Consider the following 21,651-nt stretch of genomic DNA (forward strand, 5'->3'; position numbering starts at 1 on the left):
GATGTTGAGGAGGTGTTTGCGCTTATGAAGTGTTCCCCGTACCTACGGGGCTGAACCGGTTTTGCCAAAGATATGGCGATAAGTGTAACTGTGTTCCCCGTACCTACGGGGCTGAACCGCTTGTTCGTGAGAAAGACCTTTACGAATCTAAGTGTTCCCCGTACCTACGGGGCTGAACCGCATTTGCATGATGCCGCAGCGGCGGGTTATTCGTGTTCCCCGTACCTACGGGGCTGAACCGGATTAAAGATGGATGAATTTGAACAAGATTTAGTGTTCCCCGTACCTACGGGGCTGAACCGCATTTGCATGAGGCGGTTGAGGCTGGGTTTACGTGTTCCCCGTACCTACGGGGCTGAACCGTATTATTGGGCTATACAGGTGTTACCCTGGCAGTGTTCCCCGTACCTACGGGGCTGAACCGCGCATTTTGATTAGCCCAGGTTCTGGTGGGCGGTGTTCCCCGTACCTACGGGGCTGAACCGCCGCTTCGCTGGCGTTGTCTGCTGCGATAGCTGTGTTCCCCGTACCTACGGGGCTGAACCGTTAATCGGGGCGTGGCGCAACTTATATCGTGGGTGTTCCCCGTACCTACGGGGCTGAACCGCCCTGCCCCGATACGACTGCATCACCCACGGTGTGTTCCCCGTACCTACGGGGCTGAACCGGTAACCCCAGAATTGAGAGTGCGACTTGCTTTGTGTTCCCCGTACCTACGGGGCTGAACCGTATGCTTGAAGTTTGATAATTTCAGGCTCTTTGTGTTCCCCGTACCTACGGGGCTGAACCGCATCCAGCCTGACAAGAATAAGAGGGCGAAAGGTGTTCCCCGTACCTACGGGGCTGAACCGAACGGCGGCGTATACGCGCGCAGCCCACCAATGTGTTCCCCGTACCTACGGGGCTGAACCGCATTTGCATGAGGCGGTTGAGGCTGGGTTTACGTGTTCCCCGTACCTACGGGGCTGAACCGGGGAAGAGCAAATCTTCAAAGAGGTGTCTGAAAGTGTTCCCCGTACCTACGGGGCTGAACCGCCTCGCGAGGAACCTACAACCCCCACTAAGCCGTGTTCCCCGTACCTACGGGGCTGAACCGCAGGCTATCACTATGTCGATTTGGTGTTAGAGGTGTTCCCCGTACCTACGGGGCTGAACCGTAATCACAAATTAAGCGCGGATCATCTTTGAAGTGTTCCCCGTACCTACGGGGCTGAACCGAAATCGCCGCTTTTCATGCTGAACACATGGCTGTGTTCCCCGTACCTACGGGGCTGAACCGTGAGTGAACCCGTAACGAGTACGCCAGCGCCAGTGTTCCCCGTACCTACGGGGCTGAACCGGTCGGGTATAGTTTCCAGACAGGGATACTCAGGTGTTCCCCGTACCTACGGGGCTGAACCGCTTATTAGCATCACTCAACAACCCTCAACAGGGTGTTCCCCGTACCTACGGGGCTGAACCGGCCACCTCATGATCACCTTAGACACCATAAATGTGTTCCCCGTACCTACGGGGCTGAACCGTCAAATTGAAATCAGCTAACAGCATTGCTACAGTGTTCCCCGTACCTACGGGGCTGAACCGCCCTCGAAATATGAGGCCGTATATATCGCTACAAGCAATACAAACAATAGTATCGGCTCTTTACACGGTTAAATGCTTTGAAATTAAACGGTCGTTTAACATTGTTATTTTGCGTGTCAGAAACTTAGCACGTATAATTAGACCACTTTTGAAATTGTGTACATCAGCATGTACATGGCAACAGAATATACAATAGTGAGGTGGTGTAACTCCTTGCTTTAAAAATATAAATTAATAAAGAGTCTACTAATGAGTGAAAAATTGCAGAAAGTCTTGGCCCGTGCAGGCCATGGCTCCCGTCGTGAGATGGAGGCATGGATTGCTGCAGGTCGAGTTAGTATTGACGGTGAAATTGCCAAACTTGGCGATCGTATCGAAGCTGATGCCAAAGTGCGTATCGATGGCCGCAGCGTATCGGTTAAATCTGAAGAAGATTTAGTCTGTCGTGTGATTGCTTACCATAAGCCTGAAGGTGAGATTTGCAGTCGTAAAGATCCCGAAGGACGTCCAACGGTATTTGACCGTTTGCCTCGTACGCGTGATTCACGCTGGGTGGCAGTGGGTCGTTTAGATATCAACACCTCTGGGTTGTTGCTGTTTACTTCTGACGGTGAATTGGCTAATCGCCTCATGCATCCGTCACACGAAGTTGAGCGTGAATATGCCGTACGTACGTTTGGTGAAGTGTCTGATGCTGTTATTCAGCGCCTTCGTAATGGGGTGACCCTAGAAGACGGCCCTGCTCACTTTGATAAAGTAAAGCCTGCGGGTGGCGAAGGCATGAATAAGTGGTGGCATGTGTCACTGGCTGAAGGCCGTAACCGTGAAGTTCGCCGCTTGTGGGAATCTCAAGAGGTGCAGGTTAGCCGTTTGATCCGTATTCGTTACGGTATGATTGAGCTGCCAAAGACACTGCCACGTGGTGGTTGGGTAGAATTGCCGATTGAGCAGGTTAATTACCTACGTAAATTAGCCGGACTCGAAGAAGAGACCCGTACTTTAATGGGTACCGATAAACACAGTGTTGCTCGCTCTAAAGTGAAAAGCGCCAAGATCCGCCGTGCGGTGCGCAAGCACAAGACCACTGCGGGTAAGGCACCTCGCCAACGCACTTAAAGCTAAATAGTAAAGCTTAGCGCTGAAGCATGTGCCTTGTAACTGTGCATTAATTAGTTAATATAAAGCGTAAGGTGTGATTTAAAAGCCGTCTAAGTGAATACACTTAGACGGCTTTTTTGTACCTGCTTGGCGGTAATGGTATTACGTTCACTATTTTGACATGTATTTGGCGATTGCCTTAAGTTGCAGATGGTTGCACTTATCGTGCAGTTCAAGCTTAATGGTGGCGTAATAAAAGGTGATTAGGGATATGCGCTATGCCGATGCGATTAAATTGGGTGAACAACATCTGGGACAAGGGAGCACATAATGCCTTTAGCGACCTTACCTTGTTTAAGCGGCGACTTTATTGTGCCTTTAGAGAGGGCAGTGCCCATGTCTCGCCCGATGGCATGATTCGGGTGTTAGCATCACATGATGCAGGTGTCACTTGGGACTTAGTGGCAACATTAACCCATAGCGATGCCGATCTACGTGATGCGAAGTTAGTAGTTTTTGAGGGGCAACTCTATCTGTTTAGCGGTGCGACCTTCGCCAAAGGAAGCTCGCCGCGCATTCAATCTTATTATTGGTATTCTGATGACGGCAGCAATTGGTCTGAGCCTGTGGCTGTGGGCGCTCAAGATGAATGGTTATGGCGCATTACTGCCCATCACCATCGCTTACTTGGCATTGCTTATTATGCCGATGAACATGATGGTTATGTACGGCTTTACCAAGCACAGCTCGCCGAGGATGCATTGCTCGATTGGCAACCCTTAGTCTGTCACTTAAGTCGGGCTGGATATGTCAATGAGGCGGGACTAAGCATTGATGAACAAGGGGTTGCCTACTGTTTATTACGCCGTGATCCGCTGTGGCAAACCGATGAACGTGCCTTGTTAGGGCAATCAACAGCGCCCTATACTCATTGGCAGTGGCGGATATTAGACAAACGCATAGGCGGACCAGTAAGTTTTATCTACCGGCAGCGGCTGTACGCCATTGTGCGTTTATATGACAACCTAGTGCGGACATCGTTAGTGGAAATAAAATTAGATACAGGCACTGTGGTTGAGCGTTTGACGTTCCCATCGGGTGGTGATACCAGTTATGCGGGCATTGTGCAGCAAGGCGATGAGTTGTTGGTCAGTTACTATTCATCCCATGAAGGCAAATGCGCCATCTATTTTGCCAATATAACGCTTGATGTTAGCTAAAATAGCAGCCTAAAAACTAGCGTTAACACTAGGTTAACGCTAGGTTAACGCTAATTTATTAGTGAGTTAGCCGGAGCTCGTGACGATGCTGGTGGGCGTGCTCAGCAGCACACTGTTGACAGCGCTGCTCCAGTGGGTTGAGGGTCAAGCGTTGCGGTTCGATATCAGTTTCACAATCGGCGCACAAGCCGTAGAGACCAATATCGAGCTGACATATTGCCGCATCGAGCTGGGTGAGTTGTATAAATAAGGGGTCATCACAGAGTTTTGCTGCGGTTAACGCATCGATCAATGCTGATAACGATAGCGTCTTACTATCCATCGATAGCTGATGTTGCGCTAGCAGTTGGCCTAACTCTTCCCTGAGATTAGCTTCAAGCTCTGACAATTCATGTCTGATATAGGATCTGCTCACAAATCATTGCCTAGTTTAATCGTGTTAGGTAACCAGTCTAAACCGCTGACTCAACTTGACTATGACGAAGATCAAAAGTGAGTGATATTTTGTTAAATATCGACACTAATCGAGCGCGCTGTGTTGAGCAATGTGAGTTTGTTAGTGGATCAAACTAGCTGCTGCGCAGTAGCGTTAGAATTTCAGCGGTATTTTTTAGCACTCTAACCTGTAAAAATAGGGCTTCACCTTCTACATAATGGCGCGCAATAAATCTCAGCCACTGTTTTATTCGAGCGGGATAGTATTTCTCTTTTTCGCTGACAATTTCAAATTCTGAATATTGGATCAGTAGCGCTTTTACCTCGGGCCATGTCATTGGTAATTGGTTGCCTTTAACCACATGGGCCAGATTGGGCACAGTCAATGCTCCGCGGCCAAGCATCACATCATCACAACCACTGGCCTCGCGGCAATTGAGGTAATCTTCACGGCTCCAAATTTCGCCATTGGCGATAATGGGCAGGGTAGTCACTTGTTTGATTTTTTGAATATAGTGCCAATGGGCAGGAGGTCGGTATGCCTCCTCTTTAGTGCGAGCGTGTACAGTGAGTTCACTGGCGCCTGCAGCTTCAATGGCCTGAGCAATTTCAATACAGCGGCTTTTATCATCCCACCCGAGTCGAATTTTAGCCGAAACCGGTTTATCTATCGGCACTGCGTCTCGCACCGCTTTCGTCACCTGATAAATGGTTTCGGGCTCTTTTAAGAGCGCGGCGCCGCCATTGCTGCGGTTAACCATAGGCGCAGGGCAGCCATAGTTAATATCGACACCACGAGAGCCCAGTTCAATGGCCCTAAGCGCATTTTCAGCCATCCAATCAGGATGTTGCCCTAACAGTTGTAGCCTAACAGGCGTACCGGATTTGGTGTGACATTGGTATTTTAATTCGGAGCACAGGCGATAGAACACTTTTTCAGGCAGCAACTGATCGACAACGCGAATAAACTCGCTTATTACCATGTCATAGCCGCCCACAGCAGTAAGTAATGCGCGCATAGGTGCATCTGCCACACCTTCCATAGGGGCTAAAATTACTCTCATTGACTCGGCTCTCTCTGAAAACTCGCTTGCTAAATCTAATCGTACTAATAAGTACGTTAAATACAGTGTGGTTTGACATAATCGCTAGCGGTAGCAATGGCAACTGAATGTATTGCTACGTAGCGGATTAAAGGGCGCTAATTCTACGTCATGAGTAGGAGACTTACAAAAATATTACGGGCGACATCACTTAATTGCACTGTCATTGGCAACAGATCGAGTTGCACTATCACAGCATTTGTAGCATAACTGTGATGTATGATAAGTTTTTGCAATAAAGTGTAAGCGTATCGGGTCATATAATAGAGCCAGCATCATTGTGGAGTTGGCAACCAGTTGCATACCATTGGATGAAAGAAGGAAAGATTATGAAATTAGTTAAACAAACCGCAGTCGCTGTTGCCTTAGGTACTGTTTGTGTCAGTACTGCATTTGCTGCCCAAGCACAAGCCAATCCATTCGGATACTCTGAAATGCAATCTGGCTATCAACTCCTCGATGGGGAAGGTAAGTGCGGGGAAGGTAAGTGCGGCGAAAACATGAAGAAAGCCGCCAAAGAAGGGAAGTGTGGTGAAGGTAAATGCGGCGAAAATATGCGTAAAGCTGCCAAAGAAGGGAAGTGTGGTGAAGGTAAATGTGGCGAAAACATGAATAAAGCCATGCAGGAGGGTAAATGTGGTGCCCAAAACAAAGCGATGAAAGAGGGCAAATGCGGTGCCGAGAAGAAAGCCATGAAAGAGGGAAAATGTGGTGAAGGTAAATGTGGCGCCGAGAAAAAAGCCATGAAAGAAGGTAAGTGTGGCGGCGAGACCAAGACTAAAGAGGGCAAGTGTGGTGGTAATAAGTAAGTATGGCAAGGCTATGTGTTTGTTTTTCCTTTGCAATTCAATTGCTTGATTTGTGATGGGTGATGGTTAGTTGCTGAATAGAGTGTTAATGTGCAGAGCCATAATTGCAGTGCCTATTTTATTCACCAATGCCAACTAGGCCAGTATTTACTGGCCTAGTGTCTTTAATGTACAGACTTTTTATTTTTATATGAGTTTAATGATGAGAGGGACTTATGGCTCCAGTAGCTAGCGTAGGTTTAGGCTTACGCCGAGAGATGCTCAATGAATTTTGCCACTCGGTACCGAGCGGGATCGACTTTTTTGAGGTCGCGCCTGAAAATTGGATGACCTTAGGCGGCAAATTTGGACGTCAATTTCGTCAGTTGACGGAGCAGCATCGATTTTTTTGCCATGGATTATCACTCTCTATCGGCAGTCCCGCACCACTAGATACCGCTTTTGTGCAACAGGTTAAAGGTTTTTTAGACTTGCATGGGATAGAGATTTATTCAGAGCACTTAAGTTACTGCTCAGGCAGTGGTCACCTGTATGATTTAATGCCGATCCCCTTTACCGATGAAGCGGTTATTCATGTGGCCGAGCGCATTAAACAAGTAGAGGAGATACTTGAACGGCCCTTTATTCTTGAAAATGTCTCCTTTTATGCGGCGCCCGCCAGCCAGATGAGTGAACTTGAATTTGTTAAAGCGGTATTAAGTGAGGCAGATTGTCGATTATTACTCGATATAAACAATATTTATGTTAATTCGATTAACCATCAATATGATGCCTTATCTTTTTTACAGGCGATGCCCACCGAGCGTATCGCTTATTTACACATTGCAGGCCATTATCAAGAGGCCGTTGATTTAATGGTTGATACCCACGGTAGCGACGTTATCCCCCCCGTGTGGCAACTGCTGCAACAGTGCTACGCCCACCATGGGGTCTTTCCAACGTTATTAGAGCGCGACTTTAATATCCCCAAGACAGAGATACTAATGCAGGAGATTAACCAAATACACGCTTACCAAACGGCGGCATTATCACGGCAGGAGCGAAGTGCGTAAATGAATTTTATAACAGTGCAGCAATCCTTTATCGATTACATTCGTGATCCCTCATTGCCTTTGCCGCCGGGGACGGATAAACGCCGGATGCGTATTTATCGAGAGCTATTTTTCAATAATATTAAAGGGTTTGTGTCTAACGGTTTCCCGGTGCTCTGTTCTTTATATGATGAGGATGATTGGAATGCGCTGGTGCAAGATTTTTTTGTGCATCATGATTGTCAAACACCGATTTTTATTGAAATAGCACAAGAATTTTTGCAGTTTTTACAGCATGAATATCAACCTAATGAACATGACGCGCCCTTTATGCTTGAGCTCGCACACTATGAATGGCTTGAACTGTTGGTGGCGACGGTGCCTACACAACCTACACAGCATCCATTTAGCGCAGCAGAAATTAATGACGTGACACTGTGCCTGAATGTCGCGGCGCAAGTGGCGCAATATCACTATGATGTGCAGAATATCAGTCCCAATTATCGCCCTATGAGCCCAAGCGCCCAGCCCCATTTTTTCTGTATCTACCGTGATGCACAAGATGAAGTGTGCTTTTTACAGTTAAATCCATTAGCCGCGCAGGTGTTGGCTTATATCGGCCAGTGCGATGGCGTTAGCTTTATTGATGTTTGTCAGTGGCTTAAACAGACATTTAATCAGATGGATGGTGATATGTTGGTCAATGGTTGCAGGCAGATGTTAACTGAGATGAGTGATAAAAATATTATCTTAGCGCTGCACGGTTAATTTGTTACTCATAAGACTTTCTATCGAGGGCACATCTCACTATAATGGCCGCGAAAATTGATCTAGATCAATGTAAGCCACTAATTTCGAGTGAGGAAGTCATGAGTCAGCCGTTTAAAGACCCGTTTAATCTTGTTTATTTTGTTGGATTTTTGCTCGTATTGATGCTGCCAACATTACCAGCCACCTTATCTTGGTTGAAGCAACTACAACTGCTGTAGTCTCAATTCTGAACTCAGGTATACTAACCACTCATTGTCGAGTGGTTTTTTATGTGGGGGTTTAATGGCGCTTAAGCGTGGTTTGTTGTTAATGGTTGGCCTGATAAGTTTGTTATTAGGCATTATTGGTATTGTTGTCCCTTTATTACCAACAGTGCCATTTATTCTATTAGCGGCGTTTTGTTTTGCCCGTTCGAGCAGTCGTTTACATGCTTGGTTGCTGTGCCACCCTTGGTTTGCTGATGCGTTGCAAGATTGGGAAAGCAAACGCGCTATGCGCAGGGGCTTAAAACGTAAGGCTTACGTGGCAACTAGCTTAAGTTTTGGTGTTAGTATCGCCATAGTGCCACTACTATGGGTGAAAGTGATGTTGCTGTGCATGGTAACACTATTACTGCTTTATTTACGTCAGATCCCAGAGTTGGAAGAGTAACAGGTTGTGACGTTTTGTTTATTGGGTAAAAGCCGAGTGACGTCAGCTTGCAATAGTGCCGCATTATAATACGACTTAAGTGACTAATGATGATATCGCACGTCAGTCTTGACTGCGCTTTGTGACACTCGTTGTTGCAACCCTTGCCAAAGGGGCTTAAGCTTTAGCGAAAATTCTAATTGAACTGACCTTAATGGTCAGTTTTTCCCGTAAAGGGGTTTAATTGACAAAGATGGTAGCAATGAATATAGACAAGTTAGCCTTGATCAAAGAGAGCATTAAAACAATTCCTGATTATCCGAAACCAGGCATCATGTTTCGCGACGTGACCAGCCTAATGGAAGATCATAATGCCTATCAAGCAACCATTGAAATGTTTGTGCAACAATACAAAGACTGTGGATTTACCAAAGTCGTCGGTACCGAAGCTCGTGGCTTTTTATTTGGAGCACCCTTGGCATTAGAACTCGGCCTAGGATTTGTGCCAGTGCGTAAACCGGGTAAATTACCACGTGAAACCATTTCCGAAAGCTATGAGCTTGAATATGGTCACGATATGTTAGAGATCCATACCGATGCAATCAATGCTGGCGATAAGGTGTTGGTTGTCGACGATCTATTAGCGACCGGTGGCACTATAGAAGCGACGGTAAAACTGATCCGTAAGTTAGGTGGTCAAGTGAACCATGCTGCCTTTGTGATCTCCTTACCCGATTTAGGCGGTGAACAACGTTTGAATGATTTAGATCTTGAGCTGATGACATTGTGCGAGTTTGACGGCGAATAATCACGGTCATTTTGAGCCCCTCATATGCTACGGTGCAGAAGTATCCGTAGCATTTTTGTTTTTAACTTCATATTTATCTGATTGATTTTCAAACACTCATTGCCACTTTTTTATTTTATCGATTAAACATGCTGCGACAGTGACCTAATGGTTAAAAATAACCTTTACCCAAGCTGCTGCTTGCTAGCGAGTTACGCCTTAGCGTGTTATTGTTTGCCCATTGTCGGAAGCGAGTTCCGTTATTGATTGATGACACAGTTGGGGAGTTCCATGTCATATCAGGTGTTAGCCAGAAAGTGGCGCCCTGCCAAGTTCGAGCAAGTTGTCGGCCAGTCACATGTTTTACATGCTTTGACCAACGCCTTGACACAAAACCGCTTACATCATGCTTACCTGTTTTCAGGCACCCGAGGTGTCGGTAAGACCAGTTTAGCGCGGTTATTTGCTAAGGGACTCAACTGTGAGCAAGGGATCACGGCCACGCCATGCGGCGAATGCAGCAGCTGTGTTGAAATTGCCCAGGGGCGCTTTGTTGATCTTATTGAAGTCGATGCGGCGTCGCGTACTAAAGTTGACGATACTCGTGAATTGCTCGATAACGTGCAATATCGGCCATCACGTGGTCGCTATAAAGTCTACCTTATTGATGAAGTGCACATGTTGTCTCGCAGTAGTTTTAATGCGCTGCTTAAAACCCTAGAAGAGCCACCAGAACATGTGAAGTTTTTGCTGGCAACCACCGATCCTCAGCGACTGCCAGTTACCGTACTATCGCGCTGCCTGCAATTTAACTTAAAAAGTTTAACACTCGATGAGATTTGCCAGCAGCTTGCTACTATTTTGGCTCAAGAAGATATCGCGTTTGATGATGGCGCGATAAAACTATTGGCTAAGGCCGCCAACGGCAGTATGCGTGATGCCTTAAGTCTGGCCGATCAAGCTATTGCCTTTGGTGCAGGGCAGGTGCAACTTAGTCAAGTGCAAACCATGCTCGGCACTATAGACGAGCACTATGTCATTGTATTACTCAATGCATTGTGTGATGGCGATGTGGCTAATTTGATGCAGGTGACTGATGAAGTGCTCTCTTATGGCGCCGATCCGTTTGAGGTGTTACGCAGCTTACTGGAGTTGTTGCACCAAATTACCTTAACCCAATTTGCCCCCGCCGCCGCGCAATTATCTCGTTATGCCGAGCAGATCAAGGCGTTTGCCGAGCAGCTACGCCCAGAGCAAGTGCAGCTTTACTATCAGTTACTGTTAACTGGGCGTAAAGATCTGCCCCATGCACCGGATCCTAAATCAGGATTAGAGATGGCGTTACTGCGGGCTATCGCTTTTGTCCCAGAAGTGCCAGTGAAACGCTGGCAAGTAGAAGCTAATCATAAGGTTACTTTGCCGACCAGTACTGCTAACGCTGCTGAAGTGGCGACAAGTGAGGTGCGTGATGATAGTCAAGCTAAGCATGACCATGTTAGCAGTAATGATACAAGCCAAGCGTTAGCCAGTCAGCCCAGTGTTGAGGTGAGCAAACCTGCCATTGATACTGCCACTAAGGCGAGTGATGAGCAACCTAAACATCTCCTAAATGGCAGCGATATCGATGATGCCAGTGAGCCTACTCAAGCAGATGAGCAGGGTGATATCGATTGTGACGACACAGCGTTACTTGCAGAGCAAGCGCTTATTTTAAGCCAAGCGCAAAGCCAGGGCGTGCCCGTTGCCGCTGAAGAAACAGATGATAATTTACCCAGCATCGAGTTAACTGATGCTGCTATTGTGCCTTCAATGGCGCCTCATGCTGTTGATGATTATTCGATGCCACAAGAGTATTTGGATGATTATGACTCGGTGAATGACGCCGATCCTGGCGATTATGAAGCCTACCTGGCTAGCCAAATGCACAGCAACGACACTGCTCAACCCCCTGTGACGGCCCCCCCGACTGAGCAACCCTTAGATAAGGCTCCTGAGCAAGAAGCTGATCTATTTTCAGATGATGACGTACTCGATGCCGTCCTTTCAGCGAGGCAATCATTGCTCAGTGACTTAGATGAAACCTCGTCTAAGGAGAGTGACACAAAAAAGCCTGAAGCGGGACAACAGGCCTTCGTGCCGCCTAAACGCGAAGCGTCATCATTTCAAGCTGATGAGCAGGCCGCAGTCGTAAGCGATTCAGCCTCTTTACCTTATCAAAGTGATCAAGCCTCTGTCCTTGCCCATACGGCTAGCAATAGCGTAATGGTTAACGAGCTTGATGATAGGCCACCATGGGAAGCGCCTGCCGCGCCTGTACAGGCTCAAGCTCCAACTCCAACCGCAGACGATAAAGCGTTGTCGACGCCGGACACGTCACATGAGCCAGAGTCGCAGTTAACCCAGGCTCAGACGTCAGCTGCCGCTGGTGCAACACAGACAATGATGTCCCAGCAAGCTGAGCCTGAAAATATTCAAGCTGATCAAGACAGTATGCAGATGCCTGAGGCAAGTGAACAGACTCACTTGCCCACGCTTACCGCTGACATTAGTGGTAATGAAATCGATCTGCAATGGTACCGACTCATGTCGGCACTCGACATTGGGGGCAGGGTACGACAATTAGCGGTTAACTCGGTTTGTCAACAATTTGTTGACCCGTTGCCGCTCGTATTAAAACCCAACCAAAAGCATTTGGCGGCACCTGGCGCGGTGCAGCAATTGGAAGCGGCGCTATCCAAAGCCTTAGAGGGCGAATGCACGGTTACCATTACCGTTGGCATGGAGCCCAATCGTGAGACTCCGCTTGAGATCAGGCAGCGTTTTCACCGAGAACTGTTAGGCTTAGCGCATCATGAATTGCTTAATGATGATAACATTCGCTGGTTGAGTGAGACCATGAATGCGCAGATGGAGCCTGATAGTTTAAGCTATGCCCCTGAGCGATTAGGTCAACGTGGCAAGACGATTGCGCTTATTAATAAATCGAACTTTATTGCTAAAGCAGAGTCATAATGGCAATCGTGATGTGTATTAAGTTCGTGGGTATTTAGATCATAAGTTTGTAGATTGGTGATCAGCATTGATTGCTTCTTGGTGCTAATTAAGTAAGATTAGCCAGTTTTTTAATATTGAAGAGAACTCGATATGTTTGGAAAAGGCGGTATGGGTAACCTGATGAAACAGGCCCAAATGATGCAAGACAAGATGGCCAAAGTGCAAGAAGAGATTGCACGTATGGAAGTGACGGGTGAAGCCGGCGCGGGTCTTGTAAAAGTAACTATGACAGGCTCTCACAGCGTTCGTAAGGTTGACATCGATCCTAGCCTGCTAGAAGACGATAAAGAGATGCTAGAAGATCTGATCGCAGCAGCCTGCAATGATGCAGCGCGCCGTGTTGAAGAAAATCAAAAAGAGAAGATGGCTGAAGTGACTGGCGGTATGCAACTACCACCAGGCATGAAGATGCCTTTCTAATAAAGTATTTTTAAATCAGACCTTTGTGGTTGCAAAGGTCTGCTATTGTTAAAAGCCTAAGCCTGCCTTAGGCTTTTTTATGTCGGTATTTTAACTCTGTTTTTTTAAGTTTATTCAAATTAGAGTGGATGACTGCTATCGACGGGATACGATATTTTATCACGCCACTGTGATGTTAACCTCTTGTTGTAAAATTGATATATGCTTACTATAAGCTAAGTATATCTAATAGGTGATTCAGCATGTCAGCAGCAGAACAATCGTCGCGTAAACTCAGTTTTTATCTTATTGGATTAGTGCTCATGGTTTGGCTTTATAGTCTGTGGGCTGATCGCGTCACGCCGATCTCTGCCGACGCGAGAGTGCATGCTTATTTGGTAAGAATTGCCACCGAGGTCAGTGGCAACATCATTGATGTGAATGTGAAAGATAATCAAATTGTTCAGGCTGGAGAGCCATTATTTAGTATCGACCCTCGAAATTATCAAATTAACTTTCAAGCGGCCCAAGCTAACTTGGCCTTAGCTGGGCAAAATATTGGTGCCAGTACGGCGGCAGTTGAAGTGGCTCAAGCCAAAGTGGTTGATGCATTAGCTGCCCGTAATAATGCTAGAGAGCAAGCGGCACGGATTATCGAACTTGCAGATCAGGGCGTGTTAAGTAAAGCTGATTTAGATAATGCAATTGAAGCTCGGGAGCGAACCCAAGCCAGCCTTGAAGCGGCAGAAGCTTCACTGGCACAAGCCAAACAAAACTTAGGCCCAGCAGGGCAAGATAATCCCCATATCTTGGCGGCAATGGCCAAACTAGAGCAAGCACAATTAGATCTGCAAAAAACCACGGTAATAGCGCCTTCAAAAGGTATCGTTACTAATGTCCAGCTGACAGTGGGTCAAAAGGCAACGGCAGGCTCACCATTACTCACTTTTATAGATCCGCGCAGTGTGTGGATATCTGCTTTAGTAAGGGAGAATTCACTCGAGCACATTCGTGCTGGCAACAAAGTCAAAGTAGTACTCGATGCCTTGCCTGGGCGCGTATTATTAGGTTCGGTGGAGAGTATCGGCTGGGGAACGGGGGGGAGTAATAATATTGATCAAACAACTGGCTTTTTAACTGCCGATACTGGCGGTATCAAAGCGCAGCGCTATCCCATTAATATTGTTTTTGAAAGTGGTGTTGTGCCCCACAATATTCGTTTTGGATCCCAAGCGACAGTCGCCTTTTTTACGGAGCAGAGCACCATAGGTGAATGGTTGGCCTCATTGTGGATGGAGATCTTCAGCGTGTGGACTTATGTTTCGTAGCGCTGCTAATCCGATATTGAGGCTGGTATTAGGGCCTATCTTACTCCTGTGGTACTTATTATATCAGGGCGCACCTTTGCCAATATTAGCACCAGTTTTCGTAGTGATTTTTTTAACCCTAATGCCCTCTAAACCACCATTAGGCTTACTTATTAAGCTGTTGGTTGTACTATTGTTTGTCAGCTTTGGTTTAGTCTTGTTGGGACAACTGCTACTTGATTCACCCTTCGGATATGGATTATTTGTTTGGTCATTGGTGTGTTGGAGTTTTTATCGTAGCCATAAAGATCCTAAAGATATTTTGTCTACATTAGTCCTAATTGTTGTGATCATTATGACCGTCATGACAAAGCAGTTTGGTACGCCAATAGATGGTTTACCCTGGCTGTTGTTTGCCGCTTTTATTATTGCGCTAGTGATCACCTATGTATGCTTCATACTGTTTCCTGGTGACGAGCAAGATATTTTACCTGACGAAAATCAGATTATAGGTGTAGCAGTACCACTTACTACTATTGTGTTTAAGGCTAGCATTATGTGTGTGGTTTTAGCGGTGTTTATCGTATTGGGTGGCTCTCAAACTATCTTAATTGCGATCACCTTAGCTAATATGATTAAGATCCCCAGTCCTCATGAACACAGTATTTATAGTAAAAATCGAATTATCACCACTGTGATAGGGATTTTATTTACGTTACCTGTGATGCTATTATCTGCATTAGGAGCTTCTGGTTGGCTGTTGTGCGGCGCGGCGATAGCCTGTGGACTGCAATTGGCTTGCTATGCTATTGCTCGTCAAGCTCGTATGAGTATTTACCAACTATTATTTACCAACTTCACGGTATTAATTTATCAGATCATTACTCACCAAGGCATCGATTCTTTTTCGGCTCAATTATTGCGCTTGGAGTCGATAATCATTGCGATAATACTAGGTGCGGTTGTATTAAATTTAACCGCTCAGCCGATAATGCCTAGTGAACCTGACGCTGGCTCGATTAAACAAAATGGTTAATTATCTTTATTTACCTTAGGCTTAGCAGGTATAAAATTGTTTGGCTAGCCCATATTGATATTGATGCAATTTGGGCAGCAATAAAGCCTGGGTGGTTAAAGCTAAGGCAAGTCTGAATATGATTTTCGATGTCAATATTTTATCTCCTGCATCCGATGAGAGGTGATGTCAATTAATCCCCTTAGTTTTCGCCACAGATGAGTATTGGATAATGTCGAGTAATAGCAGTTATGAGCTACGACGATGCATTTTGTTATTAAGAGTCTGAAATTAAAAATAATAAAGCAGTTAAGAATCAGGGTGAGAGCATGAATGCTTAAATATCACCCAACGTCTTTAAGCCTGCTGTTAGTACCTGCTCCAGATAATCAGTGCTGCCGTGTGCACGCTTCTGTTTGCGTGGGATACTGATTTTTCGAGTTGTTTCCGCTCGGAGCATATTCAACGCTATCTTCCTTGCTCCAGACAATACCTCCGCCGCATTGCCTCTATATATTTGACATTGGTCTTCCTTCATCGACGCGTCCAATACCCAATGCAGGCTATTTTCAACCGCCCAGTGGCTGCGTACTGCATTGGCAAAACGAGCCTTACTCAGTTTGGCCGAACTGATGTAATAACGGTACTCAAGGGATTCATTGCCGCTTTTCGTTCGACGATAGCTTAACGCAACACCAATACTTTTAAGCCCTTTCCATTCAGGGAAAGCGTCGGCTAAGCTGCCTGCGTCCATAACACAATAGGCTCTGGCTTCGTTACGTCCGTGCTGCTTCTCTAAGCAAAGCACTTCTTCGTCAATCTCGCTGCCAAGCGCCTTACGAACGGCATTATGCAGTGTTTTTTGATTACCTTTTACGGCAAGTAAATAATCTCCACCCCGCTCAATAATTTGTTCGGCGATATCTGTCTGACATCCCATGGCATCTATTGATATCAGACAACCTTTTATATCCAACAGCGCCAGTAATGCGGGAATGGCGGTAATTTCATTCGACTTACTTTCGGTTTTAACTTGCCCAAGCACGACGTTATTTTCTGTTGCGAAGGCATTTACCATGTGGATGGCTGACAGTCTGTTCTCGCGATTATATGAACTACATAGCCGTTTACCATCTATCGCAATAAGCTGACCGTCGGATAACTCAACAACAGACTTCATCCAGTCGATAAAGCAATACTGAAACTGCTCGCTATCTATTCTCGATATGACTCGAGCAATAGTGTCATGAACAGGTAACCCATTCTTAAACAATCCTTTTTTGGCAAACCAGTTAAAGTGGAGATCGCCAAAATCTTCGATATCTTCCCAACCTTGCGCCCCAGCTATTGAGGCACAAACCACGAGGAATAAAATATCAGTAAATAGATGCTCGACTTTGGCTGACTGACGAGGATCTTCTAAGGAACTGAAGAACTGTTGAAATGCACCGGAGTTCATAGGGCTCTCCACAAAAGAGAGCATAAGATCACAGCCAGTATGGCCCGTCCAGCTATTTGAGCGAATATCACCCTAATAGCTCAAATTATGTTCGCGATCTCGCCCTGAGTTAAGAATACTATTAATGTTTAAGTTTGATAGGCAATCATTTTGATTGCTTAATTTTAAATATTAGCTTAATGATTTTGTCATGAATTAGGGCTCATCATGCCGATGATTTATGATAATATCCTGCGCATAATTTGATGAGAACCCATTGGTCATGTCAATGAACTACTTATCACTATAGCCAATAACGCTTTATGTTTTAACCAGTAGGATGCCCGCTTAATTATGAAATTTAGTCCCTTGGTCGATGAGTTAATTCAGTCATTACGCTGTTTACCCGGTGTCGGTCCTAAGTCGGCGCAGCGCATGGCGTTTCAGTTGTTGGAGCGTAATCGCAAAGCGGGGCAGACCTTAGCGCAGGCGCTGACCAGTGCCATGAGTGATGTGGGTCACTGCAGCGCGTGCCGTACTTTTACTGAAGAGACCTTGTGTCCTATTTGCGCCAGTAGCCGCCGCGGCCAGTCCGATCTTATCTGTGTGGTGGAAACCCCAGCGGATGTGTTAGCCATTGAGGCAGGCGGGTATTTTTCTGGTCGTTATTTTGTGCTCTTAGGGCATTTATCGCCCCTCGATGGCGTCGGGCCCGAAGAGTTAGGCCTCAGTCTACTTGAGCAGCATCTGGCCAGCGGTGAGATTAGCGAGTTAATTTTAGCGACTAATCCAACAGTTGAGGGCGATGCAACGGCACATTTTATTGCCGACATGGCGCGGCAACATGCTGTAAATGTCAGTCGCATTGCCCATGGTGTGCCAGTGGGGGGCGAACTTGAATATGTCGATAGCACCACATTAGCCTTGTCATTCAACGGGCGCTTACCTCTGTAATTATCATAGGTTTATCGTGACTCTTTTAAATCCAGCACCTTGATGCTGGATTTTTTTTGAGCAAATGAACCGCTCTGACAACTTTAAACTTGAAAAGCAAAATTCTAACCCCATCTCTTAAGCCATAGAGCGTCATTTGTGAAATTTAAGAAGGAATAATCGATGTCACAACAAGAAACCCATGGCTTTCAAACTGAAGTCAAACAATTACTTAATTTGATGATCCACTCTTTGTACTCTAACAAAGAGATTTTCTTGCGTGAATTGGTCTCCAACGCCGCCGATGCTGCCGATAAGCTCAGATACCAAGCATTGACCAATAATGATCTGTACGAAGGTGACGGTGAGTTACGCGTACGTGTGAGCGCCGACAGTGAAAAGGGCACCATCACCATTGAAGATAATGGTATTGGTATGACTCGCGATGGCGTGATTGAACACTTAGGTACCATCGCTAAATCAGGCACTGCGGAGTTCTTTAAAAACCTATCTGGCGATGAGTCAAAAGATTCACAGCTTATTGGTCAATTCGGTGTAGGCTTCTACTCTGCCTTTATCGTGGCCGACAAGGTAACCGTACGCACGCGCGCTGCCGGTCATGCTGCCGATGAAGCTGTGCAGTGGGAATCTGCTGGCGAAGGTGAATTTACCGTTGAAAACATAGTAAAAGAGACTCGCGGTACTGAGGTTATCTTGCATCTTCGTGAAGAGGAAAAAGAGTTTGCCAATGATTACCGTTTGCGCTCAATCATCACTAAATACTCAGATCATATCTCTGTCCCTGTAGAGATGTGGCAAGAGGGAACGCCAGCGCAAGAAGCGACAGAAGAAGGTGGCGAGGCCATTCCAGCTACCGAGGGTTACTGGAAGCCGATGAACAAAGCCACCGCGCTTTGGACTCGTAATAAGAGCGACGTGACTGACGAAGAATACCAAGAGTTTTACAAACATATTTCCCATGACTTTGTTGATCCACTCATGTGGAGCCACAACCGCGTAGAAGGTAAGCAAGAGTACACCAGCTTGCTGTATATCCCTGCAAAAGCGCCGTGGGATCTATGGAATCGCGATCGTAAACATGGTTTAAAACTGTTTGTGCAGCGCGTGTTTGTGATGGATGATGCCGAGCAGTTTATGCCAAGCTACTTACGCTTTGTGCAAGGTCTGATTGACTCTAACGATCTGCCGCTCAACGTATCGCGCGAGATCTTGCAAGACAACAAGATAACCACCGCACTGCGCACTGCTGTGACCAAGCGTGTATTAAGTATGCTTGAGAAACTGGCAAAAAATGAGCCTGAAAAGTATCAAACTTTCTGGGCAGAGTTTGGCCAAGTGCTTAAAGAAGGCCCAGCTGAAGATTTTGCCAACAAAGATCGTATCGCTGGTTTGCTGCGTTTTGCATCGACTCACACTAATGAAGCTGCACATACCGTATCGCTCAGTGATTACGTAAGCCGCATGAAAGAGGGCCAAAGCAAGATTTATTATATTGTTGCTGACAGCCATGAAGCGGCCGTGAATAGCCCACATCTTGAGTTGCTTCGCAAGAAAGGGATTGAAGTGCTATTGATGTCCGAGCGCATCGATGAGTGGTTAATTAACCACTTAACCGAGTTCGAGGGCAAGCAGTTGCACTCGGTCACTCGTGGTGACTTAGAGTTAGGCGATCTTGAAGATGCCGAGGAAAAAGAAGCGCAGAAAAAACTGGAAACGGAATCTGAAGGCTTGATCAAGCGAGTGAAGGCGGCGTTAGGTGACAAGGTTTCTGACGTTAAAGTCACCACGCGTTTGACCGATACCCCAGCTTGTGTGGTTGCAGGTGAAGGCGAAATGTCATCGCAGATGATTAAACTGATGCAAGCCGCTGGCCAAGCAGTGCCTGAAAGCAAGCCCGTGTTTGAACTTAATCCAGAACACCCGCTGGTCGCACGTTTAGATAACGAGCAAGATGACGAGGTGTTTGGCCAATGGTCTGAGCTATTATTACAACAGGCGCAATTGTCTGAAAAAGGCAGCCTAGCCGACCCATCGGCATTCATTAAGTTAATGAACAAGATGTTGCTGGCGGGCATGAAGTAATTAGCCGTCAAACGCAAGAGGCAGTTTAACTGCCTCTTCTTATATGCGCTTAATCTATGCGAAGGGATCTTATGGATACGGTATTGGATTTAACTAAAGAGAACATCCAACAAGTGGTTGATGCGTCAATGCAACAGGTGGTGGTGTTGACTTTTTGGAGTCAGCAAAGCCCTGAAAGCATGACATTGGTACAGACACTAGAGCAAATGGCCAGCGCACAGGCGGGTCGTTTTGTACTCGCGAAGGTCAATTGCGATGCAGAGCTGGAAATTGCGAATTATTTCCAGATCCAGAGTGTGCCGACGACCTTGCTGTTGCGCGATGGTAAACCAATCGATGGCTTTGCTGGCGTTCAAGAGCCTGCCCAAATTGAAGCCATGTTTGAGCCGCATTTGCCACAGGTTTGGCAATTACAACTGGCAGAGGCGAAAACCTTACTCGCCACAAATGACGTTGAGCAAGCCTTACCGCTATTGCAGCAGGCCTATCAAGCCAATCAACAAGCGGAAGTTGCCTTGGTCTATGCCGATGCGCTATTAACCCTTGGTAATATCAATCAAGCTCAAGTGCTTCTCGATGGCGTAGGGCTGGCAGATCAAGATGGCTATTATCAAAGCTTGCGAGCGAAATTAACCCTCGCGCTCGATGCTGCCGACACACCTGAAATTCGTCAATTGATGGACAATGTCGAAGCCAATCCACAAGACTTGAGTTTACTGCTCTCTTTGGCAAAAGCCCTGCATGGTGCTAACCGAGATGAAGAGGCACTGGAAAGGTTATTTGCTGTGTTGCGACAAGACATCGGCGCACATAACGGTGAGTTGAAGCAGTTATTTATGGATATTTTGACGGCGATGGGTCAAAGTAATTCGATTGCTAATCAATATCGACGCAAGTTATACAGCTTGCTGTACTAATCATTGTGCTTTTTTTATCTGCTCCTTGGCTTTTAGTGCTGCTTAATGACTAAAGGCCAGTTGATTTAACTGTATCAGCCTAAAGTCGAACTAAAACCCCGGTTTCTTCACTTCAAAAGGGCGGCCATATGTGCGAAGATCGCCGCCCAATGATAAAAATAATTCCAATTGAATCATCAAAACTAATAATCAACTCTATGCGAAATAAGAGGACTCTCAGATGCGCATTATGCTATTAGGTGCCCCAGGTGCCGGTAAAGGTACTCAGGCCCAGTTCATCATGGAAAAATATGGTGTGCCACAAATTTCAACGGGTGACATGTTACGTGCCGCGGTTAAGGCGGGAACGCCACTTGGCCTTGAAGCAAAGAAAGTGATGGATGCAGGACAATTGGTTTCTGATGAGCTGATTATTGGCTTAGTTAAGGAGCGTGTTGCACAAGACGATTGTGCAAAAGGTTTCCTGTTGGACGGCTTCCCACGCACTATTCCACAAGCGGATGCTATGGCGGCTAGCGGCATCGAAATCGATCATGTGATTGAAATCGATGTGCCAGATGAAGAGATCGTTAAGCGCATGAGCGGACGTCGTGTTCACCCAGGTTCAGGCCGTGTTTATCACGTGGTGTTTAATCCACCTAAAGTGGAAGGCAAGGACGATGTAACAGGTGAAGATTTAGCTATTCGCCCTGATGATGAAGAGAGCACAGTGCGTAAGCGTCTTGCGATTTATCATGAGCAAACTAAGCCATTGATTGAATATTATGGTGCCCTCGCAGCCAAAGGTGGCTTGACTTACAATAAGTTTGACGGCACCCAAAGCGTTGCCTCTGTCAGTGATGCCATTGTTAAGGCGATCGGCTAATTAGTCTTGATTAGCGGCAGTGTACTTACAGTCGCTTACAGATGTAATACAGTATAAAAGCTCACTTCGGTGGGCTTTTTGCGTTTAAGTCTCTATGGTTACGATTTAGCCGTGTCCTTTGGTTGTTTTGTTAGTCATTCAATGTCATTACC

General features: G+C 46.3%; 18 protein-coding genes and 1 CRISPR repeat array (1 of these 19 running past the window's edge). Of the genes, 15 read left to right on the forward strand and 3 right to left on the reverse strand.

Annotated features, from left to right (window positions below):
* A CRISPR array of direct repeats spans window positions 1-1,584; the repeat unit is 29 nt; unit sequence GTGTTCCCCGTACCTACGGGGCTGAACCG; it begins 2,352 nt to the left of the window's first position.
* A gap of 249 nt (window positions 1,585-1,833) precedes the next feature.
* Window positions 1,834-2,700 carry a 23S rRNA pseudouridine(2605) synthase RluB gene (gene rluB, locus AC5YBX_RS08080; RefSeq protein ID WP_494519276.1) on the forward strand — a complete coding sequence of 289 codons (867 nt, stop codon included), beginning with the start codon at window positions 1,834-1,836 and terminating at the stop codon, window positions 2,698-2,700.
* 260 nt (window positions 2,701-2,960) lie between these two features.
* Window positions 2,961-3,902: a sialidase family protein gene (locus AC5YBX_RS08085; protein WP_494524723.1), complete on the forward strand. Its 942-nt coding sequence runs from the start codon at window positions 2,961-2,963 to the stop codon at window positions 3,900-3,902.
* Window positions 3,903-3,960: 58 nt separating this feature from the next.
* Here AC5YBX_RS08085 and AC5YBX_RS08090 read toward each other — a convergent pair whose 3' ends face one another.
* Both AC5YBX_RS08090 and dusC read right to left on the reverse strand, forming a co-directional pair.
* Entirely contained in the window at window positions 3,961-4,317 is a 357-nt protein-coding gene (locus AC5YBX_RS08090) for a TraR/DksA C4-type zinc finger protein (protein ID WP_494519274.1), read from the reverse strand.
* Between the two features lie 154 nt (window positions 4,318-4,471).
* Window positions 4,472-5,401 carry a tRNA dihydrouridine(16) synthase DusC gene (gene dusC, locus AC5YBX_RS08095; RefSeq protein WP_494524724.1) on the reverse strand — a complete coding sequence of 310 codons (930 nt, stop codon included), beginning with the start codon at window positions 5,399-5,401 and terminating at the stop codon, window positions 4,472-4,474.
* A 368-nt stretch (window positions 5,402-5,769) separates the two neighbouring features.
* Here dusC and AC5YBX_RS08100 point away from each other — a divergent pair, with 368 nt between their 5' ends.
* The 9 genes from AC5YBX_RS08100 to AC5YBX_RS08140 all read left to right on the forward strand — a co-directional run bounded on the left by AC5YBX_RS08100 (window position 5,770) and on the right by AC5YBX_RS08140 (window position 15,264).
* On the forward strand, window positions 5,770-6,249 hold the full coding sequence (locus AC5YBX_RS08100) for an HvfA family oxazolone/thioamide-modified RiPP metallophore (protein ID WP_494524725.1): 480 nt from the start codon (window positions 5,770-5,772) through the stop codon (window positions 6,247-6,249).
* Between the two features lie 215 nt (window positions 6,250-6,464).
* Window positions 6,465-7,301 (forward strand): HvfB family MNIO-type RiPP peptide maturase, encoded by an 837-nt coding sequence (locus AC5YBX_RS08105; RefSeq protein ID WP_494524726.1) that lies wholly within the window; start codon window positions 6,465-6,467, stop codon window positions 7,299-7,301.
* Entirely contained in the window at window positions 7,302-8,048 is a 747-nt protein-coding gene (locus AC5YBX_RS08110; RefSeq protein ID WP_494519270.1) for an HvfC family RiPP maturation protein, read from the forward strand.
* Window positions 8,049-8,333: 285 nt separating this feature from the next.
* A complete protein-coding gene (locus AC5YBX_RS08115; protein WP_494519269.1) occupies window positions 8,334-8,702 on the forward strand; it encodes a YbaN family protein in 369 nt (122 codons plus the stop codon).
* Window positions 8,703-8,934: 232 nt separating this feature from the next.
* Window positions 8,935-9,489 carry an adenine phosphoribosyltransferase gene (apt, locus tag AC5YBX_RS08120; protein WP_494521629.1) on the forward strand — a complete coding sequence of 185 codons (555 nt, stop codon included), beginning with the start codon at window positions 8,935-8,937 and terminating at the stop codon, window positions 9,487-9,489.
* Window positions 9,490-9,759: 270 nt separating this feature from the next.
* Window positions 9,760-12,480, forward strand: coding sequence for a DNA polymerase III subunit gamma/tau (gene dnaX, locus AC5YBX_RS08125; protein ID WP_494524727.1), 2,721 nt, complete (start codon window positions 9,760-9,762; stop codon window positions 12,478-12,480).
* A gap of 132 nt (window positions 12,481-12,612) precedes the next feature.
* Window positions 12,613-12,942 (forward strand): YbaB/EbfC family nucleoid-associated protein, encoded by a 330-nt coding sequence (locus tag AC5YBX_RS08130; protein ID WP_069672062.1) that lies wholly within the window; start codon window positions 12,613-12,615, stop codon window positions 12,940-12,942.
* A 242-nt stretch (window positions 12,943-13,184) separates the two neighbouring features.
* Entirely contained in the window at window positions 13,185-14,249 is a 1,065-nt protein-coding gene (locus AC5YBX_RS08135; RefSeq protein WP_494524728.1) for an HlyD family secretion protein, read from the forward strand.
* Window positions 14,191-15,264 carry a DUF2955 domain-containing protein gene (locus tag AC5YBX_RS08140; protein ID WP_494524729.1) on the forward strand — a complete coding sequence of 358 codons (1,074 nt, stop codon included), beginning with the start codon at window positions 14,191-14,193 and terminating at the stop codon, window positions 15,262-15,264. Before AC5YBX_RS08135 ends, AC5YBX_RS08140 begins: the two co-directional genes overlap by 59 nt.
* A gap of 316 nt (window positions 15,265-15,580) precedes the next feature.
* Here the strand turns inward: AC5YBX_RS08140 and AC5YBX_RS08145 are convergent, their stop codons facing one another.
* Entirely contained in the window at window positions 15,581-16,702 is a 1,122-nt protein-coding gene (locus AC5YBX_RS08145) for an ISAs1 family transposase (RefSeq protein ID WP_494524430.1), read from the reverse strand.
* A 333-nt stretch (window positions 16,703-17,035) separates the two neighbouring features.
* Here AC5YBX_RS08145 and recR point away from each other — a divergent pair, with 333 nt between their 5' ends.
* From recR to adk, 4 genes are all read left to right on the forward strand, one after another.
* Window positions 17,036-17,635, forward strand: coding sequence for a recombination mediator RecR (recR, locus tag AC5YBX_RS08150; RefSeq protein WP_494524730.1), 600 nt, complete (start codon window positions 17,036-17,038; stop codon window positions 17,633-17,635).
* Between the two features lie 162 nt (window positions 17,636-17,797).
* Entirely contained in the window at window positions 17,798-19,717 is a 1,920-nt protein-coding gene (gene htpG, locus AC5YBX_RS08155; protein ID WP_494519264.1) for a molecular chaperone HtpG, read from the forward strand.
* Between the two features lie 71 nt (window positions 19,718-19,788).
* On the forward strand, window positions 19,789-20,634 hold the full coding sequence (locus tag AC5YBX_RS08160; protein WP_475516694.1) for a co-chaperone YbbN: 846 nt from the start codon (window positions 19,789-19,791) through the stop codon (window positions 20,632-20,634).
* Between the two features lie 220 nt (window positions 20,635-20,854).
* Window positions 20,855-21,499: an adenylate kinase gene (gene adk, locus AC5YBX_RS08165; RefSeq protein ID WP_494519263.1), complete on the forward strand. Its 645-nt coding sequence runs from the start codon at window positions 20,855-20,857 to the stop codon at window positions 21,497-21,499.
* Window positions 21,500-21,651: the final 152 nt, after the last annotated feature.

The organism is Shewanella sp. 492, from assembly GCF_059338445.1.